Source organism: Rhodobacter sp. Har01 (genome assembly GCF_020564565.1).
Taxonomy (GTDB): Bacteria; Pseudomonadota; Alphaproteobacteria; order Rhodobacterales; family Rhodobacteraceae; genus Pseudogemmobacter.
Map to the genome: position 1 here is coordinate 292,280 of NZ_JAJCTD010000001.1, position 25,519 is coordinate 317,798.

A 25,519-nucleotide genomic window follows, 5' to 3' on the forward strand; every position below is an offset into this window, starting at 1 on the left:
CGCGCAGGCCTCCGGCGGGGGTATTTGAAACCAAGATGAAGCTGCACGGGCTTCATCTTGGCAAAAATACCCCCAGGGGGTTTGGGGGCAGGATGCCCCCATCGCCTGAACCCCATCGCCAGAAGAAGAGCGCGTCCGCGCGACGCCGAGGCAAAAGGCTTGCAGCGCATGCCGCGCTGCTTGACAACCGCCGGTGCTGGCCGCTTCATGCATCCAGATTGAGCGCGTGATGAGGCCAGAATGGCGATCCCTGTCGAAGCCTTCTTCCTGGCCAGCGGCGGCGCCGGCACCCTGCAGAGCCGCATCCGCGCCATGGTGACCGACGGCATTCTGGCCGGGCGCTTCCGGCCCGGGCAGAAGATGCCGTCCTCGCGCGGGCTGGCCTCGCACCTGGGCGTCAGCCGGATCACCGTGACGCTGGCCTATGCCGACCTGGTCTCGTCGGATTACCTGACCGCCCGCGGCCGGTCTGGCTACTTCGTCAGCGACAACGCTCCCCGGGCGCCCGAGTTTCCCGCCGCCTCGCGGCCGCAGGAGGAGGTGGACTACGGCACCCTTTCGGCGCGGCGTTATACCCGTGCCATGGCCGGGGTGGACCGGCCCGAGGACTGGGAGAAATACCCCTATCCCTTCATCTACGGGCAGGCCGACCCGACGCTGTTCGACCACCAGAACTGGCGCGCCTGCGCCCTGCGGGCTTTGGGCCGGCGGGACTTTGCCTCGCTCACCAGCGATTTCTACGAACGCGACGACCCACTTCTGATCGAGCAGATCCTGCGGGTCATCCTGCCGCGCCGGGGCATCGCCGCCCGCGGCGACGAGGTGCTGCTGACCCTGGGCGCGCAGAACGCGCTGTGGCTGGCGGCGACGGTGCTGCTGGGGCCGGGGCGGCAGGCGGTGGTGGAAAACCCCTGCTACCCGGGCCTGCGCCGCATCCTGCAGACCAGCGGCGCGGGCGTGGCCAGCGTGGACGTCGACGAGGCCGGCCTGCCGCCCCGCCTGCCGCCGGCCGACGTGGTGTTCACCACCGCCAGCCACCAGTGCCCGACCAACGCCACCATGCCGCTGGACCGCAGGCTGCAACTGCTGGACGCCGCCAGCCGCAACGATTTCGTGGTGGTCGAGGACGACTACGAATTCGAGATGAGCTTCCTCAAGCCGGTCTCGCCGGCGCTCAAGTCGCTCGACAAGGCGGGGCGGGTGATCTACGCGGGCAGCTTCTCGAAATCCATCTTTCCGGGCATGCGGCTGGGCTATCTGGTCGGCCCGCCGGCGTTCATCGCCGAGGCCCGCGCGCTGCGGTCGATGGTGCTGAAGCACCCCCCCGGGCACATTCAGCGCACCGTGGCCTACTTCCTGGCCGAAGGGCACTATGACGCGCTGATCAACCGGATGCGCACCGCCTTTCGCCGCCGTCGGCAGGTGATGGAGGATGCCATCGCCGAACACGGGCTGACCGTGGCGGGGCAGGGCGGCTTTGGCGGCTCCAGCTTCTGGATGGCCGCGCCCGCGGGCGTGGACACCGACCCCCTGGCGCGTGCGCTGCGCGAGGATGGCGTGCTGATCGAGCCCGGCCGCGGCTTTTTCGACCCGGCGCGGGAAGACCGGCGGTTCTATCGGCTGGCCTATTCCTCGATCGCCCCGGCCCGCATTCCCGACGGCATCGCCCGCATCGCGAAGGCGCTGGCGCGGGGCGGCTGACCCGCCGATCCGGCGCCGATCTGGCCTTGCCATGGCGGCGGTGCTGGCCCTACTTGGACCTATCGCGCCTTGTGTAGCATGGGCGCCGAGCGACTGACCCCCTGGAGACCCGCGCCATGAAGATGACGACCGAAGAAGCCTTCGTCAAAGTGCTGCAGATGCACGGCATCGCGCATGCCTTTGGCATCATCGGATCGGCCTTCATGCCGATTTCCGACCTGTTCCCCCGCGCCGGCATCACCTTCTGGGACTGTGCGCATGAAGGGTCGGGCGGGATGATGGCCGATGGCTATACGCGGGCCTCCGGCAAGATGTGCATGATGATCGCGCAGAACGGGCCGGGCATCACCAACTTCGTCACCGCGGTCAAGACCGCCTACTGGAATCATACGCCGCTGCTTCTGGTCACGCCACAGGCGGCGAACAAGACCATCGGGCAGGGCGGGTTCCAGGAAGTGGAACAGATGGCGCTGTTCAAGGACATGGTCGCCTATCAGGAAGAGGTGCGCGACCCCAGCCGCATCGCCGAAGTGCTGAACCGCGTCATCATCAACGCCCGTCGTGCCGGGGCGCCGGCGCAGATCAACCTGCCGCGCGACATGTTCACCCAGGTGATCGACATCGAGCTGCCGCGGATCGTGGAATTCGAGCGCCCCGCGGGCGGTGCGGATGCCGTCGAGGAGGCGGCGGAGTTGCTGTCCAAGGCCCGCTTCCCGGTCATCCTGAACGGCGCCGGCGTGGTGCTGGGCGGCGCGATCCCGGCCAGCATGAAACTGGCCGAGCGGCTGGATGCCCCGGTCTGCGTCGGCTACCAGCACAACGACGCCTTTCCCGGCAGCCACCCGCTGTTCGCGGGGCCGCTGGGCTATAACGGCAGCAAGGCGGCGATGGAGCTGATCGGCAAGGCCGACGTGGTGCTGGCGCTGGGCTCAAGGCTGAACCCGTTCTCCACCCTGCCGGGCTATGGCATCGACTACTGGCCGAAAGAGGCCACCCTCATTCAGGTCGACATCAACCCGTCGCGGATCGGGCTGACCAAGAAGGTCAGCGTCGGCATCGTGGGCGATGCCCGGAAGGTGGCCGAGGGGATATTGGCGCGGCTGTCGGTCGACGCGGGCGACGACGGGCGCGCGGCGCGCCGGGCGCTGATCGCCACCACGAAAAGCCGCTGGGCGCAGGAACTGGCCAGCATGGACCACGAAGAGGACGATCCCGGCACCACCTGGAACCAGCGCGCCCGCGCGGCCAAGCCGGACTGGATGAGCCCGCGGATGGCCTGGCGCGCGATTTCAAGCGCGCTGCCGAAGGACGCGATCATCTCGTCCGACATCGGCAACAACTGCGCCATCGGCAACGCCTATCCCACCTTCGAGGCGGGTCGCAAATACCTGGCGCCGGGGCTGTTCGGGCCTTGCGGCTATGGCCTGCCCTCGATCGTGGGGGCCAAGATCGCCTGCCCGGAGACGCCCGTCGTGGGTTTTTCCGGCGACGGCGCCTTTGGCATCGCGGTGACGGAACTGACCGCCATCGGCCGGCCGGAATGGCCTGCCGTGACCATGGTCGTCTTCCGCAACTACCAGTGGGGGGCGGAAAAGCGCAACTCGACGCTGTGGTTCGATGACAACTTCGTCGGCACCGAACTGGACACCGAGGTCAGCTATGCCGGCATCGCCCGGGCCTGCGGCTTGCAGGGCGTGGTCGCCCGCACGATGGACGATCTGCGCGCGGCGCTGACCCAGGCGCTGGCCGACCAGAAGGCGGGCAAGACCACCCTGATCGAGGCGCTGATCAACCAGGAACTGGGTGAGCCCTTCCGCCGCGACGCGATGAAGAAGCCGGTCGAGGTGGCGGGTATTCGCGCCGAGGACATGCGGCCGCAGGTCGTCTGATGCCCTTCGACCTGGGGCTGGGGGCTTCGCTGTGGATGGGGGTCGCGGTTCTGGTCGCCGCCTTCATCCGGGGCTATTCCGGCTTTGGCTATTCGGCGCTGGTGATCTCGGCTTCGGGTCTGGTGACCAACCCGCTGAACCTGGTCGCCGTGGTGGTGGTGCTGGAAATGGTCATGTCGGCCCAGGCCTGGAAGGGGGCGGGGCACGCGGTGGACTGGCACCGGGTGGGCTGGCTGATGGCAGGCGCCGTGATCGGCCTGCCCTTGGGCCTTTGGGCGCTGACGGCGATTTCCGAAGACGCGGCGCGGGCGGTGATCGCTGCTTACGTGCTGGTGATGTGCGGCGTGCTGATGGCCGGCTGGCGGATGCGGTCCGAGGTGCGGGGGCCGGTGAATGGCGCGATGGGCGTGATCTCGGGCGTGGCGAATGCACCGGGCATGGCCGGCCTGCCGGTGGTGGCCTTCTTCGCCGCCCAGCCGATGCAGCCGGCGGTGTTCCGCGCCACGCTGATTGCCTATTTCCCGATCCTGGACCTGTATTCCGCGCCGCTTTACTGGATCTACGGCCTGGTCAGCTGGGACACGCTGAAGGCCGCAGCGGTGGCGCTGCCGCTGACGGTGTTGGGCAACTGGCTGGGCGGGCGGCATTTCTTTGGCACCGACCCGCAAGAGTTCCGCCGCTTTGCCATCCTGCTGCTGGCCGGGCTGGCGGCCTTGGGCCTGGGCAAGGCGCTGCTCTGATGTGGCTGGTGGTCAACACCGGGTCTTCCTCGGTCAAGCTGGTCGCCTTTGACGCCGACCTGGCCGAAGCCGCGAGGGTGATGATCGACCGGATCGGCACCGGCGGGCCGGCGGACCATGCCGCGGCGATGGCCGAGGGGCTGGGCCGGATGGGGCTGTCGGCCGGGTCGCTGGTGGCGGCGGCGCATCGGGTGGTGCATGGCGGCGCGCGCTATACCGCGCCGCAACGGGTGACCGCCGAGGTGCTGGCGGGGATCGAGGCCTGCGTGCCGCTGGCGCCGCTGCACAACCCCGGCAACCTGACCGGCATCCGCGCGGTGTCGGCCCTGGTGCCGGACCTGCCGCAATATGCGTCCTTCGATACCGCGTTCCATGCCAGCCAGGCCCCGGAGGCGGTGACCTACTCCCTGCCGGCCGCCGAACGGGCGCGCGGCCTGCGGCGCTATGGCTTTCACGGCCTGTCCTACGCGGCAATAGTTCGAATTATGCAAGGAATGTTCGATAATAGTCAGTTCGAAAGGCTGCTTGTGTTCCATTTGGGCAATGGGGTTTCGGCCTGCGCCATCCGTTCCGGACGCTCGGTCGCCACCACCATGGGCTGGTCGCCGACCGACGGGCTGACCATGGGCACCCGCTCTGGCAGCATCGACCCGATGGCAGTGCTGGACCTGGCCGAACGCCACGGCATCGATGGCGCGCGGCGCATCCTGAACCGGGAAAGCGGGCTTCTGGGCCTGGGCGGGCACAGCGACATGCGGGCGCTGCAGGCGGCCGGCACCCGCGAGGCGGCCTTTGCGGTGGACCACTTCTGCCATTGGGCCATCCGCCACGCCGGCAGTCTGATCGCCGCCATGGAGGGCCTGGATGCCATCGTCTTTACCGGCGGCATCGGCGAGAACGACGCCACGATCCGCGCTCGCATCCTGGACGGGCTGTCCTGGACCGGAGCGGTCTGCCGGCCCGAGGCGAACCGGCACAACGCGCGGATGCTGCATGAAACACATTCGCATGTCATGATATGCATTGTGCCGGCCGACGAGGAACGGCAGATTGCCCTTGAGGCGCGCGCGGTGAGGGAGAGCGAGGCGTGACGGCAGAGCCGCGGATCGAGAGGTCGCCGCCCGTCTCGGATGAGGTGCGCAAGACCACCTGCTACATGTGCGCCTGCCGCTGCGGGATCAACGTCCACCTCAAGGACGGCAGGGTCAGCTATATCGACGGCAACCGCGACCATCCCATCAACAAGGGCGTGCTTTGTGCCAAGGGGGCCAGCGGGATCATGCAGGTCACTGCGCCGTCGCGGCTGCGGGCGCCGTTGCGCCGCGTCGGGCCGCGCGGGTCAGGCGCGTTCGAGGAGATCACCTGGGAGGAGGCGCTGGAGACGGCGGTTTCCTGGCTGAGGCCGCTGCGCGAGACGGCCCCCGAAAGGCTGGCCTTCTTTACCGGTCGCGACCAGAGCCAGTCGCTGACCGGCTGGTGGGCGCAGGCCTTCGGCACGCCGAACTATGCCGCGCACGGCGGCTTTTGTTCGGTGAACATGGCCGCCGCCGGCATCTACACCATGGGCGGCGCCTTCTGGGAATTCGGCCAGCCCGACTGGGCGCGGACCGAGTTGTTCGTGCTGTTCGGCGTCGCCGAGGATCACGACAGCAACCCGATCAAGATCGGCATCGGCAAGCTCAAGGCACGCGGCGTGCGGGTCATTTCCGTCAACCCGGTGCGCACCGGCTACTCCGCCGTGGCCGACGACTGGTATGGCATCACCCCGGGCACCGACGGACTCTTGATCCTGAGCCTGATCCATTGCCTGCTGGAGGCGGGCAAGGTGGACCTGGACTATCTGGCCCGCTGGACCAACGCGGGCTTTCTGGTGAACGGCACCGAAGGCCCGGAGAAGGGTCTGTTCGTGAAGAACGCCGAAAGCCAGCCCTTCGTGATCGACCGCCGCAACGGGCAGCCGGCACCCTGGGACGGGCGCGACACCGAACCCGATCTTGGCGCGGTGTGGGACGGCCAGCGCACCGTCTTTCAGCTGATGGCCGAAGAATACCTCAGGCCGGACCACGCCCCCGAGGCCGTGGCCGAACGGTGCGGCATCCCTGCCGCGCGCATCCGCGGCCTGGCCGCCGAACTGGCGCAGGCGGCCTTTGACAAGGCCTTTCTGCACCCGCAGCCCTGGACCGATTTCCGCGGCAACCGGCACGAGACGATGCAGGGCCGGCCGGTATCATTCCATGCCATGCGGGGGATTTCGGCGCATTCCAACGGCTTCCAGACCGCCCGCGCGCTGCACCTGCTGCAAATCCTGCTGGGCAGCGTCGAGGCCCCCGGCGGCTATCGGCTGAAGCCGCCCTACCCGAAGCCGGTCGAAGCCCACCCGACGCCGCATTTCGTCGCCACCCCCGGCAAGCCGCTGACCGGCCCGCACCTGGGCTATGTCCGCAGCCCGGCCGACCTGGCGCTGCGACAGGATGGCAGCCCCGCCCGCATCGACAAGGCGTTTTCGTGGGACGCGCCGCTGTCGGCGCACGGGCTGATGCACATGGTCATCCCGAACGCGGTGGCGGGCGACCCCTACCGGATCGACACGCTGTTTCTCTACATGGCCAACATGGCCTGGAACTCGTCGATGAACACCGCCCAGGTCATCGAGATGCTGACCGCGAAAGAGGGCGACGCCTACGTCATCCCGCGCATCATCTATTCCGACGCCTATGCCAGCGAGACGGTGGCCTATGCCGACCTGATCCTGCCCGACACGACCTATCTGGAGCGGCACGACTGCATCAGCCTGCTGGACCGGCCGATTTCCGAACCCGACGCGGCGGGGGATTCGATCCGCTGGCCGGTGGTGGAGCCGGACCGGGACGTGCGCGGCTTCCAGTCGGTGCTGCTGGACCTGGGCGCCCGGCTGGGGCTGCCGGGGATGGTCGATGACGCGGGCCGCCCGAAATTCCGCGACTACGCCGATTACATGGCGAACCATCAGCGCCGGCCCGGGGTGGGGCCGCTGATGGGGTTCCGCGGGGCCGATGGCTCGGCGACGGGGCGGGGGGCGCCGAACCCGGATCAACTGGACCGCTACATCGCGGCGGGCGGCTTCCATCAGGCCCACCTGCCGTCCGAGGCGGCCTACATGAAGCCATGGAACGCGGCCTACCAGGACTGGGCCGTGGACCTGGGGCTGTATGATACGCCGCAGCCCTATCTGTTCAACATCTGGTCCGAGACGTTGCGGCGGTTCCAATTGGCCGCCGAAGGCCACGGGCCGCGCCAGCCGCCGGACCACCTGCGCGAAAGGCTGAGGGTCGCGATGGCGCCGCTGCCGGTGTGGTATCCGCCGATGGGCGAGGCCGAGGGATACCCGGTCCACGCCCTGACCCAGCGGCCGATGGACATGTATCACAGCTGGGGCAGCCAGAACGCCTGGCTGCGGCAGATCCGCGGCAAGAACGCCCTCTATCTGCCGACGGCGATCTGGGAAGCTCAGGGATTCGCCGAGGGCGACTATGCCCGGGTGACCAGCCCGACCGGCGAGATCGTGGTGCCAGTGGCGCATATGGCGGCGCTGAATCCGCACACGGTCTGGACCTGGAACGCCATCGGCAAGCGGCGCGGCGCCTGGGCGCTGGATCCGGAGGCCCCAGAGGCCGTCGAGGGGTTCTTGCTGAACCACCTGATTTCCGAGGTGCTGCCGGGCGCGCACCGGATTTCGAATTCCGATCCGGTGACAGGTCAGGCGGCCTGGTTCGACCAGAAGGTGCGGATCGAACGGGTGGGGCCACGCGCCCTGGCCGAGCCGCAGTTCCCGGTGCTGCCCGACCCGCCGCGCGCGGGTGCGGGGCGGGGGGCGAATTTTCGACGAAAATTCGGGCGCGGGGGGGCAGCGTGACCGCCTTGCCGGAAACCACCGCAAGAAAGCTGGGCCTGGTCATCGACCTGGACACATGCGTCGGCTGTCAGGCCTGTGTGACCGCCTGCAAGGGCTGGAACGACCAGGGCTACGGCGTGCCCTTGTCGGACCAGGACCCCTATGGGGCGGACCCTTCGGGGGTCTTCCTGAACCGGGTGCATGCCTATCAGATGCAGCCGCCCGAGGGGGCGTCGGTGGTGGTGAACTTCCCCCGGTCCTGCCTGCATTGCGAGGTGGCGCCTTGCGTCACCGTCTGCCCGACCGGCGCCAGCTTCAAGCGGGCCGAAGACGGGATCGTGCTGGTGAACGAAGACGCCTGCATCGGCTGCGGGCTGTGCGCCTGGGCCTGCCCCTATGGCGCGCGCGAGATGGATGCGGCGGCAGGGGTGATGAAGAAATGCACCCTTTGCGTCGACCGGATCTACAATGACAACCTGGCGCCCGAGGACCGGTTGCCCGCCTGTGTGCGCACCTGCCCGACCGGTGCGCGGCATTTCGGCGACCTCTCCGACCCCGGCAGTGCGGTGTCGCGGCTGGTGGCCGAGCGCGAGGGCTATGCGCTGATGCCCGAGATGGAGACGAAACCGGTCAACCGCTACCTGCCGCCGCGCCGGAAAGGGGCGGCCGGAGTCGCGCCGCTGGTGCCGCTGGTCGATGTGCAGGCCACCGGCCTGGCCGGCTGGCTGGACCGGATGCTGGGGAAGATCTGATGCACCCTGCGCCCTCGGTCATCCTGTTCACGGTGCTGTCGGGGTTGGGCTTCGGGGTGCTGGCAGTGCTGGGGCTGGGTGCGCTGCCGCTGGCCGGCTGGGCGGCCGCCTTCGCCTGGGGCCTGGGCTATGCGCTGGCGGTGGGCGGTCTTGGCGCATCGACCTTCCACCTGGGCAATCCGCAGCGGGCCTGGCGGGCCTTCAGCCAATGGCGCACCAGCTGGCTGAGCCGCGAGGCCTGGGCCTCGGTTGCGGCGCTGCTGGTGCTGGCGCCGACGGCGATGTCGGATGTCTTCGGCTGGGGCCTGCCCAGGATCCTCGGCGGCCTGGGGGCTGCGCTGGCCGCGCTGGCGGTGCTGTGCACCGGCATGATCTATGCCCAGTTGAGGACGGTGCCGCGCTGGAACCACTGGATCACGCCGGCGCTGTTTCTGGCCTTTGCGGCCCTGGGCGGCGCGATCGTGACGGTGCGGCTGCCCTGGGCCCTGGGCCTGTGCGCCATTCTGGCCGGGCTGCTGGTTGCGGCGTTCCAGCGCGGCGACGGGGCCTTTGCGGCGCGCGGTGCGACGCTGGGCAGCGCCACGGGGTTGGACCGGCTGGGAGCGCCCGCGGTCTTTGAACTGCCGCACAGCGGGCCGAACTACCTGACGCGGGAAATGATCTTCGTTGTCGGCCGCCGCCATGCCGCCAAGTTGCGGGTTCTTGCGGTGGTGCTGGCCTGCCTGTTGCCGGCGGCGATTCTGGCGGCGCTGCCCGCGCCGGTGGCTGCGGTTCTGGCCACGGCCGTGCACCTGGCGGGCGCCTTCGCCGCGCGTTGGCTGTTCTTCGCCGAGGCCGAGCATGTCGTCGGCCTGTACTACGGACGGCGCTGAGGCGCGGTCAGTGCCGGGTGTGCGGGGTTTCGGCCGGCATCTGGCGCTGGATCGGCCAGCCGGGCCGGGGGCTGCGCAGCGGCGCCAGCGGCGTCAGCAGAAGCTGCGCCGAAAGCGCCACCTCGCGCGAGCGAAGGCGGGCGATCTGGGCGCGAACATCGGCAAGCTCATCGGCGGGGGCCGCGACGAAGGTCAGGGGGCGCATCGGTTTCCTCCAGGGCAGGGAACAGGCTGCGAGGAGACTGGCCGAAGTCGCTTAACGGGCGGTTACCGTGCGGTGCCGCAGGAAAATGCAAACGCCGCCCCAGAGCCAAGCCCGGGGCGGCGATTGATGGTGCAGGCCGTCGCGGAAGACCGGTCGATCAGTTCGACGGTGCGGCGGCGGCGTCGGCGGCCGGCGCGGGGGCCGGGGCGAGCGAGGTCAGGAAGGCCCAGACGTCCTTGGCTTCCTGTTCCTTCGGCAGCTTGAAGGTCATCTTGGTCTTGGCCTTGGTGTCGCCCGACTTTTCCTTCAGGAACTTGGCCGGGTCGGCGGTGTAGACGATGAAATCGGCTTCGGTCCAGACCAGACCGGTGGCGCCGACGGCCAGGATGCCGTCGCCATAGGCGAAGTCCGGATAGGTGGCGACTGCCCGGCCATTGATGCCATAGAGATTCGGGCCGGTCTTGCCGGCCTTGCCAGCCAGCACGGTGCCATCGGGCGCCACGACCATGTGGCATGTCTGGCATTTGTTGAAGACCTTGGCGCCAGCTTCAACATCCTGGGCCAGCGAAGGGCCGGCGGCGAAGGCGAAGCCAAGGGCAAGGGCGGTAACGGTCAGTCTCATGGGGTCCTCCAGGTTCTTGACGAATGAAGCAATGACCTTTGCCCGGAAAAAGGCAAGGGGTCAGAATGGCGCGGATTGGTCATTTTTCGCCGATTCCAGGGCTGATCCGATCCCTGGTCGGGACCGCGCTGTGCGAAAGCGCCCACCGAAGGCCCGAACACGTCCCGGGGACGGCCCGAGGACGGTATCGTCGCCCTGGGCGGGCCGAGAGACAGGCACCGACAGGCATCTGGTCAGTTCCTTGCGGTGGGAACGGCATCGGCTGTCTTGCCCGCGGTGGCGGGCGACGACCGGCTCTTGCGGGCCTTGGGCACCGCCTCGGGCAGCATCCAGCGCCACAGCTTCTGGTCGGGCAGCGGCACCACCATGAACCAGTGCTCGAGCAGCGCCAGCGCCGTCAGGGTGGACAGCAGCATGTAGCCAACCACGCCGGCCTCGGTTTCGGCCGAGATCGCGCGTTCCAGCCAGCAGGCAATGGCGAAGCTGAGCGCGGTGATCGAGACCGGGAAGACCCAGTTCATCGTGGCATGGCGGAAGTGGCTGGCAAGATGCGACAGCGGCCGCGGCAGGAACTCGGTATGGATGCGCGGCACGCCGAAGAACAGGTTCAGCTTGGCCGAGATGCGGGCGAAGAACAGGATGACAAAGGTCCAGAGCCCGTATTCGTTGACGGCGCCCCAGGCGACGAGGCTGATCGCCACCAGCGTCAGGATCAGTGCCAGTTCGTGCCACAGGATGGTGCCGGTGGCGCGCAGGAACCGCTCCCACATCGCGGTGAAGGGCGGACAGGGCTGGGTGTTCGGGCCGGTGATCACGCCCGACAGGAAGGCCACCTCGAACCAGCCCCAGACCGACAGCGCCGACAGGAAGGCGACGTAAGCGCCGGTGACCGAGGTGTCGTCGAGCGACACATGCAGGCCGTAGAAGCCGGCGATCAGCAGCGGCAGGGCAAAGAACACCGAAAGCAGATGGGCCTCATGGCCCAGCCGGTCGGCATGGCGCACGCGCCACAGGATCGCGCCGGTCGAGAACCACCAGACGAAGATGGTGGTCAGGACCACGATCGTTGGATTGGTCATGTGCGGCCCCCCCGGAAGGAGGGGCCGCACTGGCCGACGGGACGCGCCCATCCCGCACGACCACCCGCTGCCGGAACAGCGGTATCAGGACACCGGGTCAATACGACGGCTCCAGCCGGACCGAAGCCGGCGGAGTGGTGCGAATGACCGGGATGAAGTAGAGCGCCGCGAAGGCGCGCGCCGCCTTGATCGCGGCAAGCTTGCCGACGACCCAGCCGCCGAAGCCGCCTTGCTTGCGGCCTTGATCCATGGCGATGAAGGCCTCGTTCATCCGCCGCAGGTTGGGAATCCAGCGCGGATGGTCGATGTCGATCTCGACCGGGAAGACCTGCCGCGCGATGGCGCTGGTCTTGCGGTAGACCTCCTGGTCATACCAGTCGATGTCGACGCCAAGGGCGCGATGGAAGTCCTTGCGGGCATGGTCGCGCACCCACATGGTGGAATAGACGGCCACCAGGAAGAAGCGGATCCACATCCGCGCCGCCCAGGTCTCGGTGATCTTGGGATCGGTGCGCATCAGCAGGGCAAAGGCCTCGCCATGGCTGAACTCGTCGTTGCACCATTCCTTGAACCACTTGAAGATCGGGTGGAAGCGGTGCTGCGGGTTGGCCTCCAGGTGGCGGAAGATGGTGATATAGCGGGCGTAGCCGATCTTTTCGCTCAGGTAGGTGGCGTAGTAGATGAACTTCGGCCGGAAGTAGGTGTATTTCTTGGCCTTGGTCAGGAAGCCCAGGTTCACCGCCACGCCTGCCTCGCGCAGCGCGTCGTTGATGAAACCGGCGTGGCGCGCCTCGTCCCGGCTCATGTAGCTGAACAGCTCGCAGATGTCGGGGTTGTTGCCGCGCCGCTTCATTTCCTTGTAGAGCACGCAGCCCGAGAATTCGGCGGTGCAGGAGCTGACCAGGAAGTCGATGAATTCCGCCCGCAGGTGCGGGTCCATCCCGTCCCAATCGACCTGGTCCCAGTCGGCCGTCTTCTTGAAGTGGCCCCGGTTCGGGTCCGACTTCATCTGCGCGATCAGCGCGTCCCAGTCCTTGCGGACCGGGGTCACGTCGATGCGGTCCATCTCGTCGAAATCGGTGGTATAGAACCGCGGGTTCAGCAACGTGGTTTCGGTCGCCATCGCAGTGGTGTCGAAGTTGCCCGAAAGCTCGGCGTGCAGTTCTCCGTGCGATGTGTCGTGGGACGTGTCTCTCATACCGTCACCTCATCCGAGAAGGAGAATTCGCAGAGTTCCATGAATTCCAGATCTCCGGTCGCCCTGGTCCACCAGCGCCCGATGGTCGAGGCGCGGGTGATCGTGGCGATGCGGTCTTCGACGACGAGTTGACCATAGGCGGCCACAACCGGCGCGCCATGGACAAGAACCTCGTCCCCCGGATGCACGACCGCGCCATTGTTGAAGCGGACGTGCGCGTGCAGACTTTCGAAGCGGTGCGAGACTTCGACGGTGCAGGGCACCCGTTCGATTTCCCTGGTGAACAGACCCATGACCCGGTGCCCCCTACATGCCCAGAAGTTTGCGAAAGGCGGCCTCGTTGTCGATGCCGAAGGCGTAGAGCTCGACGCTCCAGCCGGTTTCCGGGTCTTCGGCGACCAGCCGGTGGTTGGCATATTCGACGATGCGGACAGGTTTCAGCGGGTCGATGCCGTGCTTGCGGCGCTCGGTGTTCAGCCCGGCCTGGATGACGGTGACGAAACCCCCGTCGGGCAGGTCCTGAAGCAGGGTCCCATCGGCGTCGCGCACGACGACATGCTGGGCATCCTTGCCTTCCAGCACGATCCATTTTTCCTGCAGCACGGCGGCGGCTTCGGGTTGGCCAACAGGCTCGCGACCGGTGAACACGGCCCAGGAGACGATCACCAGCGTGAACAGGACCATCCCGAACATCAGGCGCACCAGGAAGGTGGGAATCATCTCCTTGTTCTTGGCGGGCTGCTTGGCAGGGGCCACGACAGGACGGGAAAAGTCAGCTTTGGTTTCCATGACGGTGCCCCCTTATCCCGCCGCGACTTCGGCAGTGGCCGACGCAGCGGAGACGTCCTCGCGACGCGAGATCACCGGCCGCGCCATGCGGGTTTCCGCCGCCTCGGCCAGCATCCTGGCCACCGCGGCGGCCTCGGGGATGCAGCGCATCGCCGGTTGCGGCGACCGCAGGTAGCCGGGCCGGACATGCGGCCAAAGCGTCAGGTAGCCCATGCGCCGCTGGCTGGTCAGTTCCAGCGCGATGGTGCCGGTGCCGTCGCGGCGCTGGGCCAGATGCGCGGCCGTCACCTGCGCGAAGGGGAAGTTGAAGGTCACCGGCAAGGCCGCGCCGATGCGCATCACCACGCGGGCGGTGGTCAGCGTGTAGACGGCCGTGCGGGCCTGGGCAAAGGCCACAAGCCAGAGCAGGCCCAGCGAGCAGACGCCGAGCACGGCATAGGGAATTCCGATCGCCAGCGCCTTCATGGCGCCGCCGTCGCCCCAGGCCACGGTGCCGCGCCACAAGACCACGATCACGAAGTAGAAGGCGATCCAGTGCAGTTTGTAGGCGTCTCGCAACAAGGCATAGGTCGCAGGGTGACCCTGCCAGAGGATTTCTTCGCCGACCGGGGGCCGTTCCGGCAACCCCCTGATAGGCTCGACAGCAAAGTCGTCGTGGTCTGACATGCAGACCTCCTGTTTACTTGGGGTGAAAGGCGCGGCCCCGGGCGCTGGGCCGCGTCCGTCAGGGTATTCAGGCCGTCAGAACGGACCCTTGCGCTTTTCGGCGTCGTAGAGCCAGCCGCCGGCCACATAGGCCGAGACCTTGTCTTCTTCCAGCTTGGTGATCTCGGTCGAGGATTTCAGCGCCGGGATGTTCTCGAAGCTGTCCGAGGCGATGCCCATGACGCGCACGCGGTCGGCCCAGATCCGGGCCAGCGTGAGCGGCACGATCTTCTTCTTGCCCGAGTTCAGTTCGATTTCCAGGTAGCGCACCATCTGTTCCGGCACGTCCACCCAAAGCTCGGTCACGCGGCCCACGACTTCCATGTCGGCGGCCTGCACCGGCAGCCCGCGCGGGTCACGCCCGGCGGTGACGTTGAAGCCCTTGGCCAGCGCCATCGGCACGATCTTGTTGTGGCCGTGCGCGTCCAGTTCCGGCTCATCCCGGCGCGGAACCCAGGACGCGGGGCCGACGCCATCAACCAGCGGATTGCCGGTCGGGGCATGCGGGAAGCCCTCCGAGACCGCGGTGCGCGCCAGCGCCAGATCGGTGCGGCGGTGGGCAGCCTCGTTCTCTTCCGACGGCACGGTCAGGTTGCCGCGGCCGTTCGGCAGCTTGAAGGTTTTCGGCGAGGGCACCGGGAACATGCCCTGGTTCGGAGCGACGGTGCCGTCCTCCATTTCCAGCGGGTAGCCTTCGCGCATGTTCTCGGTCTGCAGATAGTAGACCAGAAGGGCGAAGAAGCCCCAGAACGACCAGATGGCCAGTGCCGCCAGATCGAAGTCGCCAAAGAAGTTTACGCCAACCATTTCGTCCTCCGGGTTTCAGGTTGGGAATTCGGCGAGGCGAAGCGTGCCTGCGTCGGATACCGGTTTGGTGGTGGGAAGGGGTGCCAGCCGGACCAGCGGTCCGAGAATGGCGAGGGTGATGAAGAGAAGACCGATCTCGGCATGATAGACGAAGGAATAGCCGAGGGAGGGGTCTTCAAGGCCAGTGCCAAAGCCGCCGGCCATGGCAAAGTGGGAGACGACGTCACGCAGGGTGCCGCCGATGAAGATCGCAAGGCCTGCCGCGGAGGCCTGGGCCGCGCCCCAGGCACCAAGAGCGATGCCCGAGCTGACGGATTGGCTGTGCAGCGCCATGGCTGCGGTCAGGGTGGCGATGCCGAAGAGGCCGCCGCCGAAGCCGATGCCGACGGCGCCGGTGTAGAACAGCGCCGCGCTGTGGGTGGGGGCGGCGAAGACCACCGCCGAGAAGGCTGCGATGCCGATCAGCACGCCGCGCGCGGCCAGCCGGAACGGATCAAGCCCGCGCATCAGCGAGCGTGCCGAGAGAATGAAGCCGACCAGCGCACCCGACGCCCAGGCAGCGGTCAAGAGCGTGGTCTGGCTGACCGAAAGGCCAAGGATCTCGCCGCCATAGGGTTCCAGCAGGACGTCCTGCATGTTGAAGCCCAGGGTGCCCAGCACCACCACGGCCAGAAGCCGGCCCGCAGTGCCGCCCGCCATCAGGTCGGCCCAGGCGTCGGCGAAGCGCGGCCGCGGCTCGGCCCGCTCGGCCTTGGTCATCGGCCGGACCTTTTCCTGCTTCCACAGCGCGATGACGTTCAGCACCAGGGTTGCCGCACCACAGCCCTGCACCACCTTGACCAGGGTGAGCGGGTCATAGTCGCGCAGCAGCCAGCCGACGATGATGGCCGAGATGCCCATGCCCAGAAGATACATGATGTACAACAGAGCGACCACGCGGGGTCGTGTCGCATCATCCGCGCGGTCCGAGGCCAGCGCCAGACCGGCAGTCTGGGTCATGTGCATGCCCAGGCCGGTCATCAGGAACGCCAGCGCGGCAAGGACTTCGCCCGCCCAGAGCGGGCCGAGGGTCTGGTCGCCGGACAGCACGATCAGCGCGAAGGGCATGATCGCAAGGCCGCCCATCTGCCACAGCGAGCCGAACCACAGATAGGGAATGCGCTTCCAGCCGATCGCCGAGCGGTGGGTGTCCGAGCGGTGGCCCAGAAGGGCGCGGAACGGCGCCACCAGCACCGGGATGGCGATCATCGCGGCCACCAGCATGGCCGGGATGCTGAGTTCGACGATCATCACCCGGTTCAGCGTGCCCAGCATCAGAACCTGTGCCATGCCGACGGAAACCTGGAACAGGCCCAGCCGCACGAGCTGGCTGGCCGGCAGCCCTTCGGACGCCGCATCCGCAAAGGGCATCCAACCTGCGCCCAGCGTCTGGATCTGTTTCCGGCCCAGGATCATGGCCGATACTCCAGGCATTCGCTGATGTAGAAGCCGCGGCTGACCCGCTCCACCCGTGTCAGGCTGTCGCCGGCGTGGCGCGCCAGCGTCGGGAAGGAATGCGGGATCATCACCGGCGAGCGGTCGGTGCGCGGGAAGGCCTTGCCCAGCGTCCAGAACGCCATCAGGAACGGTGTGCGCGGGGCGACGGTGAAGACGATGGCCTGGCCGGTGCGGCGGCCAAGGCGGGTCAGGATCTGGCCGATGTCGGGGGCGCGATAGTAGATCAGGCTGTCCATCGCCACGACATAGTCGAAACGGCCCAGCCGGTCGTCGGTCATGTCGCCGGCGTGGAAGGTCACCTGCGGGCGATGCGCGCCGGAGAGCCGGTCCTCGGCAATGGCAATCAGTTGCGGCGAGATGTCCACCGCCACCACATCGGCGCCACGCGCCGCCAGTTCCTGCGTCATCAGCCCGGTGCCGCAGCCGGCATCCAGCACCCGCGCGCCGGTCAGGTCTTCGGGCAGTCGCGCCAGCATGATCGCGCGCATCCGGTCGCGGCCTTCGCGAACGGTCTGGCGGATCCGGCTGACCTTGGCGTCCGAGGTCAGCCGCTCCCACACCTTGGTGGCGGAACGGTCGAAGTATTCTTCAACCCTTTGCCGTGTGGTGGAGTAGTCGGTCATCGCTCAGTCAAAACCCAGGAGTTCGAAGATTTCACGGTCGGGCAGCGAGGCGGGCAGCATCGGCGGTTCGTTCACGGACCGCCACAGCGTTTCGGCCAGGCGGATGTATTCGGCACGCGCCAGGACGATGTCTTCCTCGTCCGGCATCTCGAAGAGGGTCTTCTTCTTCAGGCGGCTGCGGCGGATCGCGTCCACGTCGGGCATGTGCGCCAGCCGCTTGAAGCCGACGCGGTCGCAGTAGCGGTCGACCTCGTTGGTCTCGCGCGAACGGTTCGCCACGCAGCCGGCCAGCCGCACCTTGTAGTTGTTCGACTTGGCCTGCACGGCCGCGATGATGCGGTTCATCGCATAGATCGAATCGAAGTCGTTGGCGGTGACGATCACTGCGCGGTCGGCGTGTTGCAGCGGGGCCGCAAAGCCGCCGCAGACCACGTCGCCCAGCACGTCGAAGATCACCACGTCGGTGTCTTCCAGCAGGTGGTGCTGTTTCAACAGCTTGACCGTCTGGCCCACGACATAGCCGCCGCAGCCGGTGCCCGCCGGGGGGCCGCCCGCCTCGACGCACATCACGCCGTTGAAGCCGGTGGTGACAAAGTCCTCGGGGCGCAGTTCCTCGGCGTGGAAATCGACCGACTTGAGGATGTCGATCACGGTTTCCTGCAGCCGCCCGGTCAGGGTGAAGGTGCTGTCGTGCTTGGGATCGCAGCCGATCTGCAGCACGCGCTTGCCCAGCATGGAAAACGCGGCCGACAGGTTCGACGAGGTCGTCGACTTGCCGATGCCGCCCTTGCCATAGACGGAAAAGACCTTGGCGCCCTCGATCTTGACGCTGGGGTCCTGTTGCACCTGCACCGAGCCTTCACCATCAAGGCCGTTCAGGTCGGGGATTTCATCGCGTGGGCTCATGCTTGGGGCCCTTTCGGTTTGCGTTTCATTCGGCAGCAATCCCTTCAAGGCGGTCTTCCAGCTCATCCGCGGCCTTCTGCAGGGCGGCAAGCGTGTCGGCATCGGGCTGCCAGTAGTTGCGGTCCGAGGCCTCAAGCAGTTTCTGCGCCATCCGCGACGAGGCTTCGGGGTTCAGGTTGGCCAGCCGGCGGCGCATCGCCTCGTCCAGCACGAAGGTTTCCGACAGGCGCTGATAGACCCAAGGCTCGACATGGCCGGTGGTGGCCGACCAGCCGAAGGTGTTGGTCACCTGGGCCTCGATCTGCCGCACGCCTTCGGCGCCGTGCTTCAGCAGGCCCTCGAAATACTTGGGGTTCAGGCTGCGCGAGCGGGTTTCCAGCGCGATCTGGTCCTTGAGCGTGCGGACGGTTCCGCCGCCGCGGGTCTGGTCGCCGATATAGACCGGCGTCTCTTCGCCGCCGCGTGCGCGTTTGACCGCCCGGGCGATGCCGCCCAGCGTGTCGAAGTAATGGTCCACCGTGGTCACACCCAGTTCGACCGACTCAAGGTTCTGGTATGCCAGATCGACGGTCGAAAGGGCTTGTTTCAGAAGGTCGCAGTTCTGAGTGGGCTTGCCGTTCACGCCATAGGCAAAGGACTTGCGGGCCTGATAGGCATCGGCCAGCTCGTCCTCGTCGCCGAAGGCCGAGTTGCCGACCAGGTTGTTGACGTTCGAGCCATAGGCGCCCTCGGCGTTCGAGAACACCCGCAGTGCGGCGGTTTCCATGCCGACATTCATCTGACGGGCGAAGGCCAGCGAATGGGCGCGGATGAAGTTCTGCGACTCCGGTTCGTCCGCGGTGGCGGCCTTCCAGGCGGCCTCGGCCAGCATCCGGGTCTGCAGGGGCAGAAGATCGCGGAAGATGCCCGACAGCGTCATCACCACGTCGATCCGCGGCCGGCCCAGGTCCGACAGCGGGATCAGGTCGGCGCCGGCGAGGCGGCCATAATGGTCGAACCGGGGCTTGGCGCCGATCAGCGCCAGCGCCTGGGCGATCGGGCCGCCGTCGGACTTGATGTTGTCGCTGCCCCAGAGCACCAGCGCCACCGTGCGCGGCAGGCGCGGGTGGGCGGCCAGCAGCCGCGCCGCCTGCTTGGCGCCGTCCTGCAAGGCAAAGGCGGTGGGCATGCGGAACGGGTCGAAGGCATGGATGTTGCGACCCGTGGGCAGGATTTCCGGGCTGCGGATCAGGTCGCCCCCCGGCACCGGCGCAATGAAGCGGCCCGAAAGGGCCCGCAGCAGGGCCGGAATTTCATGGTCTTCCTGCATCAGCCGGTCGGCCAGGCCCTTGTCGGCGGTGGCCGGCATCAGGTCCAGCATCGCCTGCCGGTTCACATCGGTCATCTTGCGACCGACGACGTGGAAGCCATCGGTGATCAGCGCGCCCTCGGTCTCCAGCAGTTTGACCCAGAGCGTGGCCATGTCCGAGGCGTCGAGGTCCACCGACTTCGCCTGTTCGCGGATCAGTTCGGCCAGATCGTCCCGGTCGGGCGCATCGGGCGCCAGCGTGCGATAGCGCGACAGGCTGTCCTTCAGGTCGGCCAGGCCCTTGTAAAGCCCCGACTGCGCCAGCGGCGGCGTCAGGTGGGTGACGATCACCGCGTTCGACCGGCGCTTGGCCAGCGTCGCCTCGGAGGGGTTGTTTGCGGCGTAGAGATAGACATTCGGCAGGTTGCCGATCAGCCGGTCGGGCCAGCAGCCCTCGCCTACGCCGGCCTGCTTGCCGGGCATGAATTCCAGCGCGCCATGCATGCCGAAGTGCAGCAGCACATCGGCGCCGAAATCCTCGCGCAGCCAGCGGTAGAAGGTGGTGAAGGCATGGGTCGGGGCAAAGCCCTTCTCGAACAGCAACCGCATCGGGTCGCCTTCATAGCCGAAGACCGGCTGCAACCCGATGAAGATGCGGCCCATCTGCCGGCCCAGCACAAAGACGGCGCGGCCGTCGGTCTGCATCCGGCCGGGGGCGGGGCCCCAGGCAGATTCCACGTCCTTCAGCCAGGGCGTGCGCGAGACAACCTCGGCCGCCGGGATCATCGCCGCCACGTTGGCGGGCTGGCCATAGGCGGCCGCGTTGCCGCCCAGCACGGCGTCACGCAGTTCGGCCACCGTCTCGGGCGGATCGACGGTGTAGCCTTCGGCCTTCATCGCGTGCAGCACGTTGAACAGGCTTTCGAACACCGACAGATAGGCCGCCGTGCCCGCCGCCCCCGCATTCGGCGGGAAGCCGTAGAGCACGATGCCGACCTTGCGCCTGGCCACTTCGCTGCGGCGCAGAAGGGCCAGCCGCCGGGTCTTGTCGGCCAGCGCCGCAATCCGTTCGGTGCAAGGGGCCATGGCGCGGGTGGACAGCGCCTCGGCGCAAGGCGCGGGGCAGCCGCGCGGGCAGCCCTGGCAGCCGTTGGCGTCATGCCGGCCGGCAAACACGGTGGGATTTGTCGCGCCGTCGATTTCCGGCAGCGCGATCAGCATGGTGGTTTCCACCGGGCCAAGCCCGCCGCCACTGGTGCCCCATTGGCCCAAGGTCTGGAATTCCAGCGGGTGGGCAGCGACATAGGGCACGTCCAGCGCCTTCAGCACCTCGACTGCGGCGGAACTGTCGTTGTAGGCCGGGCCGCCGACCAGCGAAAAGCCGGTCAGCGAGACCATGGCGTCGATCTTGCCGCGGAAATAGGCGTCGATGGCGGGCCGCCCGTCCAGACCGCCGGCAAAGGCCGGCAGGACGGCGATGCCGCGCGACTCGAAGGCGCGGATCACCCCGTCATAATGCGCGGTGTCCGAGGCCAGGATGTAGCTGCGCAGCATCAGCAGGCCGACGGTCGCCTTGACCTCGGCCGGCCGGGGCAGGGCGCCCGCGTCGGTGGTGATGCGGCCGGGCAGGTCAGGGTGGTAGAGGCCGACATCCGGATAGTCGATCGGCGCCGCGGCCTTGACCTTCGACCAGTCGCGGTTGCCGGAATAGCGGCTGACCAGGTAGCGGATCATCGCTTCGAGGTTGTCGTCGGACCCGCCAAGCCAGTATTGCATCGACAGGAACCAGGACCGCAGGTCCTGCGCCTTGCCGGGCAGGAAGCGCAGCATCTTCGGCAGCCGCCGCAGCATCGCCATCTGCTTTTCGCCCGACGAGGCCGAGGGTTCCTTGTTGCCGCGAATCTTCTTCAGCAGCTGCATCAGCGGCGAGGCCGGCTTCGACATGTCCAGGTCGCCCAGCTTGGTCAGCTTGACGACGGACGGATCGGCCACGATGCCGACAAAGGCATCGGCGCGCTCGCGGGCGGCCTGCAGTTCGGGCAGGATGGCGGTGATGTGTTCTTCGATGAACAGCAGGTTCGCCACCACCAGGTCGGCCGCGTTCACCGCCTGCTTGGCGGCGGCCAGGGCGGCGGGGTTCTCGGACCATTCCGCCGCAGCGTGGACCGAGATCTCGATGCCGGGGAAATCCTGCGCCAGACGCGGCGCGATGCGCACGGCGGGGCCGGCGGCATGGGCGTCAAGGGTGACGATCACAAAGCGATAGGCCCCGTCGCCGGATCGCGGCGGGGTCATGCCGGGCGATGGGTAGACTTCATCGCGCATAATGGGCCTTGGCCTCATAGAGGGTGTCGATGCTGATATTGGTCACGCCCCGTTCCGCGGCGTACTTCTCGGTGTTGCGCTTGGCCTTGCCGCGGACGAAGAAGGGGATCTTCTTCAACTCGCGCTCGGCATCCGCGGTCCAGACCGGCTCTCCGGGCTGGGCGGGGGCCGAGGGGGCCGCCGTGTCGACGTGCGCCGCAGATACCACCGTTTCGGCAGGGGGCACATTGATCTCGCGCAGATCGGCCTTGCCGCCGTGATGGCTGGCGCCGGCCTCGTCGTGAAACTCGAAATCCTCGCGGAACATGGTCAGAAGGTGTTCTTCCAGGCCCATGACCAGCGGATGAATCCAGCTGTCGAAGATGACGTTGGCGCCTTCAAAGCCCATCTGGGGGCTGTAGCGGGCGGGGAAGTCCTGCACATGCACCGGCGCGGAGATCACGGCGCAGGGGATGCCCAGACGCTTGCCGATGTGGCGTTCCATCTGGGTGCCAAGGATCATCTCCGGCGCGGCGGCGGCGATGGCGTGCTCGACCTCGAGGTAATCGTCGGTGATCAGCGCCTCTAGCCCGTAGGCCTTGGCGGCGGCGCGCATCGGCCGGGCGAATTCGCGGTTGAAGCAGCCCAGACCCACCACCTCGAAGCCGATCTCGGTGGCGGCGATGCGGGCGGCGGCGATGGCGTGGGTGGCATCGCCGAAGATGAACACGCGCTTGCCGGTCAGATAGGTGCTGTCCACGCTGGCCGACCACCACGGCAGCCGCAGCCCGGTTTCATCGACCTTCGGAGAAACGCCTGCCAAACCCGCGACTTCATGGATGAAATCGCGCGTGGCGCCCACCCCGATGGGGACCACCTTGGTCCAGGGCTGGCCGCAGTGCTTTTCCAGATAGCGCGCCGCGCCTTCGCCGGTTTCGGGGTAGAGCAGCACGTTGAAATGCGCCTGCCCCATGCGGGCGATGTCGGCGGGCGAGGCGCCCAGCGGCGCCGCCACGTTCACCTTGATGCCCATCAGCGCCAGAAGCCGCGTCACCTCGGTCACGTCGTCGCGGTGCCGGAAGCCAAGGCCGGTGGCGCCCAGGAGGTTCGCCGTCACCTCGGCGGTGCGCGGCATCGGCTTGGTCAGCGCCCGCACCAGTTGATGAAAGGTCTCGTCCGCGCCGAAGTTTTCCTTGCGGCTGTAGGACGGCAGTTCCAGCGGAATGACCGGGCAGGGCAGGTCCAGCGCCTCGGCCAGGCCGCCGGGATCGTCCTGGATCAGTTCGGCCGTGCAGGACGACCCCACCAGCATCGCCTGCGGCTTGAACCGCTCATGCGCCTCGCGCGCGGTGGCCTTGAACAGATCGGCCGTATCGGCACCCAGGTCGCGGGCCTGAAAGCTGGTATAGCTGACCGGCGGGCGGTGATTGCGCCGCTCGATCATGGTGAACAGAAGGTCGGCGTAGGTGTCGCCCTGCGGCGCGTGCAGCACGTAGTGCAGCCCCTTCATGCCGGTGGCGACGCGCATCGCGCCCACATGCGGCGGGCCCTCATAGGTCCAGAGCGTCAGCTTCATGCCGCGCCCCCGATCTGCCCGCCGGCCCGGAGAATGGCCTTGCGGCGGACGGGGCGGCTGAACAGGCCGGCCAGATCGCCCGCCTGTTCATAGAAATGCACCGGAGTGAACACCAGCTCGATCGCCCACTTGGTGGTAAAGCCTTTGGCTTCCAGCGGGTTGGCCAGGCCCAGGCCACACACGGTCAGGTCCGGCGCGGCGGCGTTCTGGCGGTCAAGCTGCAACTCGACGTCCTGGCCTTCGCTGATGACGGGGCCTTCGGGCAGCAGGTCCAGGTCGGGGCCGACCAGATCCTTGTGCAGATAGGGCGTGCCCACCTCGATCGGCCGCATGCCGCATTCGCGGGCCAGGAACCGGGCGAGCGGAATTTCCAGCTGGCTGTCGGGGAAGAAGAACACCGACTTGCCGCGCAGGGTTTCGGCATGCACGGCCACCGCCTTTTGCGCGCGGGCGCGCGGGGCGGCGGTGACGGCTTCGAAATGCGCGCGGTCGACGCCGAATTCCTCGGCGATGGCGCGCAGCCAGGCGGTGGTGCCTTCCTCGCCGAACGGAAACGGCGCCGGAATGGCGCGCGCGCCGCGGCGGATCAGCGCGGCATGGGTGTCACCCAGGAAGGGTTGCAGCAGGGCAAAGACGGTGTTCGGCCCCACCGCCGGCGTCTCGGCAAAGCGATGCGCGGGCAGGATGCGCAGCGGGCCGATTCCCAGCTTGGTCAAGAGGTCGACCATCTGGTCCTCGACCACGTCCGGCAGGGCGCCGACCAGCAGCAACTCGCGCGCCTGGGTTGCCGGCAGGGCGGGAACCATGGCCGCAAGGCAGGCGTCTTCCCCTTGCGTGAAGGTGGTCTCGATGCCCGAGCCGGTGAAGTTCAGCACCCGCACATGCGGCGCATGGATCGCCGACAGGCGTTCCGCAGCGCGGTGCAGGTCCAGCTTGATCACCTCGGACGGGCAGGAGCCGACCAGGAACAGCTGCCGGATGTCGGGGCGGCGTTCCAGCAGGCGGGCGACTTCGCGGTCAAGCTCGGTGTTGGCGTCGGCCAGACCGGCGAGATCTTTTTCCTCAAGGATCGCGGTGCCGAAGCGGGGTTCGGCGAAGATCATCACGCCGGCGGCGGCCTGCAGGAGGTGCGCGCAGGTGCGGCTGCCGACGACCAGGAAGAAGGCGTCCTGCATCTTGCGGTGCAGCCAGACGATGCTGGTCAGGCCGCAGAACACCTCGCGCTGGCCGCGTTCCTTGAGGACCGGCGTCTCGCGGCAGCCCTTGGCGGGAAGGTCGAGGCTCATGCCGGCACCCCCCCGGAGGTGCCGCTGCGGATCTCGGCCTCGGCGTCCTTGCGGGCCATGCGCAGCTTCCACAGGAACTGGCCGGCATTGATGACATAGGTGGTGTAGGCCGCCAGCGCGACGAACATCTGCACATTGGCCGGCTGGCCGGTGAACAGCGCCCAGAGATAGGCGGTGTGCAGCGCGATCACGCCAAAGCTGAACACGTCTTCCCAGAAGAAGGCGGGGGCGAACAGGTACTGGCCGAACACGACCTTTTCCCAGATCGCGCCGGTGACCATGATGACATAGAGAAACCCGGTCTTGACCAGGATCGACACGGTCGCCGCCGTGTAGCCGTCGCCCGTCCACAGGAATCGCAGCACCAGCGCCAGCGAAATGCCAAAGGCAAGGAACTGCAGGGGGGCCAGAATCCCCTGCACGAGTGTCCACCTCGTGGCATCGCGGCGCGCCCGCTGTTCTTCCGTGTAAAGGCGCTTGCGGGATGGTTTTTTCGGCAGAGCCGAGTCCACAGCAGCTGTCCCCTTTGTTGGTCTTGATGCAAAGGGTAAGCCCGTGGTCGGGAGTGTCAATCAAAACTTACATCGCTGTGATTGACAAAGGGTGCGGCTTTTTCCCGCTGTCGCCGCCCCGGCCGGGCGAAAATGCCCCAAACCAGTGAAAATGGCACATATCTTTAGCTGCGGGCCGGGGAGCGACCGGCATTTCTGCGCGCATCTGTCAATTTTCTTTGACAACTGCGGCGCGTTCGGAAACACTATTGACGGGAGATGTTCCGGAGCAGGACGGCATGGGGACCGCTACCGCCT

General features: G+C 67.5%; 22 protein-coding genes. 7 read left to right on the top strand and 15 right to left on the bottom strand.

What is annotated here, in order from left to right:
• The first annotated feature begins 240 nt into the window (after positions 1–240).
• The 7 genes from LHP98_RS01425 to LHP98_RS01455 all read left to right on the top strand — a co-directional run bounded on the left by LHP98_RS01425 (position 241) and on the right by LHP98_RS01455 (position 9,825).
• A complete protein-coding gene (locus tag LHP98_RS01425; protein ID WP_227250716.1) occupies positions 241–1,701 on the top strand; it encodes a PLP-dependent aminotransferase family protein in 1,461 nt (486 codons plus the stop codon).
• Between the two features lie 116 nt (positions 1,702–1,817).
• A complete protein-coding gene (gene xsc, locus LHP98_RS01430) occupies positions 1,818–3,590 on the top strand; it encodes a sulfoacetaldehyde acetyltransferase (protein WP_227250717.1) in 1,773 nt (590 codons plus the stop codon).
• Positions 3,590–4,330, top strand: coding sequence for a sulfite exporter TauE/SafE family protein (locus LHP98_RS01435; protein ID WP_227250718.1), 741 nt, complete (start codon positions 3,590–3,592; stop codon positions 4,328–4,330). The genes xsc and LHP98_RS01435 overlap by 1 nt, the downstream gene beginning before the upstream one ends.
• On the top strand, positions 4,330–5,421 hold the full coding sequence (locus LHP98_RS01440; RefSeq protein WP_227250719.1) for an acetate/propionate family kinase: 1,092 nt from the start codon (positions 4,330–4,332) through the stop codon (positions 5,419–5,421). Before LHP98_RS01435 ends, LHP98_RS01440 begins: the two co-directional genes overlap by 1 nt.
• The gene (locus LHP98_RS01445; protein WP_227250720.1) at positions 5,418–8,222 is read left to right on the top strand and encodes a molybdopterin-dependent oxidoreductase; all 2,805 of its coding nucleotides are present in this window, start codon (positions 5,418–5,420) and stop codon (positions 8,220–8,222) included. The genes LHP98_RS01440 and LHP98_RS01445 overlap by 4 nt, the downstream gene beginning before the upstream one ends.
• Positions 8,219–8,953 carry a 4Fe-4S dicluster domain-containing protein gene (locus tag LHP98_RS01450; protein WP_227250721.1) on the top strand — a complete coding sequence of 245 codons (735 nt, stop codon included), beginning with the start codon at positions 8,219–8,221 and terminating at the stop codon, positions 8,951–8,953. The genes LHP98_RS01445 and LHP98_RS01450 overlap by 4 nt, the downstream gene beginning before the upstream one ends.
• The gene (locus LHP98_RS01455) at positions 8,953–9,825 is read left to right on the top strand and encodes a dimethyl sulfoxide reductase anchor subunit family protein (RefSeq protein ID WP_227250722.1); all 873 of its coding nucleotides are present in this window, start codon (positions 8,953–8,955) and stop codon (positions 9,823–9,825) included. The genes LHP98_RS01450 and LHP98_RS01455 overlap by 1 nt, the downstream gene beginning before the upstream one ends.
• 7 nt (positions 9,826–9,832) lie before the next feature.
• Here LHP98_RS01455 and LHP98_RS01460 read toward each other — a convergent pair whose 3' ends face one another.
• The 15 genes from LHP98_RS01460 to bchF form a co-directional block, all read right to left on the bottom strand.
• On the bottom strand, positions 9,833–10,030 hold the full coding sequence (locus tag LHP98_RS01460) for a hypothetical protein (protein ID WP_227250723.1): 198 nt from the start codon (positions 10,028–10,030) through the stop codon (positions 9,833–9,835).
• 157 nt (positions 10,031–10,187) lie between these two features.
• Positions 10,188–10,652 (bottom strand): c-type cytochrome, encoded by a 465-nt coding sequence (locus LHP98_RS01465; RefSeq protein WP_227250724.1) that lies wholly within the window; start codon positions 10,650–10,652, stop codon positions 10,188–10,190.
• A 233-nt stretch (positions 10,653–10,885) separates the two neighbouring features.
• A complete protein-coding gene (gene puhE / locus LHP98_RS01470; protein ID WP_227250725.1) occupies positions 10,886–11,731 on the bottom strand; it encodes a putative photosynthetic complex assembly protein PuhE in 846 nt (281 codons plus the stop codon).
• A gap of 97 nt (positions 11,732–11,828) precedes the next feature.
• Positions 11,829–12,929, bottom strand: a complete 1,101-nt coding sequence (gene acsF, locus LHP98_RS01475) for a magnesium-protoporphyrin IX monomethyl ester (oxidative) cyclase (protein WP_227250726.1) — start codon at positions 12,927–12,929, stop codon at positions 11,829–11,831.
• On the bottom strand, positions 12,926–13,222 hold the full coding sequence (locus LHP98_RS01480; protein ID WP_227250727.1) for a hypothetical protein: 297 nt from the start codon (positions 13,220–13,222) through the stop codon (positions 12,926–12,928). Before LHP98_RS01480 ends, acsF begins: the two co-directional genes overlap by 4 nt.
• A 13-nt stretch (positions 13,223–13,235) precedes the next feature.
• Complete coding sequence (gene puhC / locus LHP98_RS01485; protein ID WP_227250728.1) at positions 13,236–13,718, bottom strand: photosynthetic complex assembly protein PuhC; 483 nt, start codon at positions 13,716–13,718, stop codon at positions 13,236–13,238.
• Positions 13,719–13,730: 12 nt separating this feature from the next.
• Entirely contained in the window at positions 13,731–14,384 is a 654-nt protein-coding gene (puhB, locus tag LHP98_RS01490; protein ID WP_227250729.1) for a photosynthetic complex putative assembly protein PuhB, read from the bottom strand.
• A 75-nt stretch (positions 14,385–14,459) separates the two neighbouring features.
• Positions 14,460–15,230, bottom strand: coding sequence for a photosynthetic reaction center subunit H (puhA, locus tag LHP98_RS01495; RefSeq protein WP_227250730.1), 771 nt, complete (start codon positions 15,228–15,230; stop codon positions 14,460–14,462).
• Positions 15,231–15,245: 15 nt separating this feature from the next.
• A complete protein-coding gene (locus tag LHP98_RS01500) occupies positions 15,246–16,685 on the bottom strand; it encodes a PucC family protein (protein ID WP_227250731.1) in 1,440 nt (479 codons plus the stop codon).
• Positions 16,682–17,350, bottom strand: coding sequence for a magnesium protoporphyrin IX methyltransferase (bchM, locus tag LHP98_RS01505; RefSeq protein WP_227250732.1), 669 nt, complete (start codon positions 17,348–17,350; stop codon positions 16,682–16,684). Before bchM ends, LHP98_RS01500 begins: the two co-directional genes overlap by 4 nt.
• A gap of 3 nt (positions 17,351–17,353) precedes the next feature.
• Positions 17,354–18,256, bottom strand: coding sequence for a ferredoxin:protochlorophyllide reductase (ATP-dependent) iron-sulfur ATP-binding protein (gene bchL / locus LHP98_RS01510; RefSeq protein ID WP_227250733.1), 903 nt, complete (start codon positions 18,254–18,256; stop codon positions 17,354–17,356).
• Between the two features lie 25 nt (positions 18,257–18,281).
• On the bottom strand, positions 18,282–21,869 hold the full coding sequence (locus LHP98_RS01515; RefSeq protein WP_413687368.1) for a magnesium chelatase subunit H: 3,588 nt from the start codon (positions 21,867–21,869) through the stop codon (positions 18,282–18,284).
• Positions 21,859–23,424: a ferredoxin:protochlorophyllide reductase (ATP-dependent) subunit B gene (gene bchB / locus LHP98_RS01520; protein ID WP_227250734.1), complete on the bottom strand. Its 1,566-nt coding sequence runs from the start codon at positions 23,422–23,424 to the stop codon at positions 21,859–21,861. Before bchB ends, LHP98_RS01515 begins: the two co-directional genes overlap by 11 nt.
• Positions 23,421–24,710, bottom strand: a complete 1,290-nt coding sequence (locus LHP98_RS01525; RefSeq protein WP_227250735.1) for a ferredoxin:protochlorophyllide reductase (ATP-dependent) subunit N — start codon at positions 24,708–24,710, stop codon at positions 23,421–23,423. Before LHP98_RS01525 ends, bchB begins: the two co-directional genes overlap by 4 nt.
• Positions 24,707–25,222: a 2-vinyl bacteriochlorophyllide hydratase gene (gene bchF, locus LHP98_RS01530; RefSeq protein ID WP_227250736.1), complete on the bottom strand. Its 516-nt coding sequence runs from the start codon at positions 25,220–25,222 to the stop codon at positions 24,707–24,709. The genes LHP98_RS01525 and bchF overlap by 4 nt, the downstream gene beginning before the upstream one ends.
• Positions 25,223–25,519: the final 297 nt, after the last annotated feature.